Annotated in this window: 1 protein-coding gene; it reads right to left on the bottom strand. The window is 52.9% G+C overall.

Annotated features, from left to right (window positions below; genetic code table 11):
- The coding region (locus HMPREF1115_RS11840) for a hypothetical protein (protein ID WP_002882223.1) at positions 1-548 on the bottom strand (548 nt) is incomplete at both ends.

Here is a 548-nt window from a genome sequence, read left to right as displayed (position 1 = left end):
AGCACTAGCTGAAGCGGATTGACTCGAGCTTACAGACGCAGACTCACTCGAACTCACTGAGGCTGATTGACTTGCACTCACCGATGCTGACTCACTTGCGCTCACCGATGCTGACTCACTCGAACTTACTGATTCCGATTGACTCGAGCTTACAGACGCAGACTCACTCGAGCTCACTGAAGCGGATTGACTTGCGCTCATCGATGCTGACTGGCTTGCACTCAATGATGCAGATTGACTCGAGCTTACTGAGGCAGACTGACTTGCGCTCACTGAGGCGGACTGGCTAGCACTCAATGAAGCGGATTCGCTTGAGCTTACCGAAGCAGACTGACTTGAGCTTACAGACGCTGATTGACTCGAGCTTACTGATGCTGACTGACTAGCGCTCACTGAAGCGGATTGGCTCGAGCTCGCTGAAGCGGATTGACTCGCGCTGGCTGAAGCAGATTCACTCGCACTTACCGATGCTGATCGACTCGAACTTGCTGAGGCTGACTGACTTGAGCTTACGGATGCTGACTCACTCGCACTTACAGAAGCGGATT

It is taken from the genome of Streptococcus oralis SK610 (genome assembly GCF_000257455.1).
GTDB lineage: Bacteria > Bacillota > Bacilli > Lactobacillales > Streptococcaceae > Streptococcus > Streptococcus oralis_CB.
This window is presented reverse-complemented; position numbering and strand designations above follow the sequence as displayed.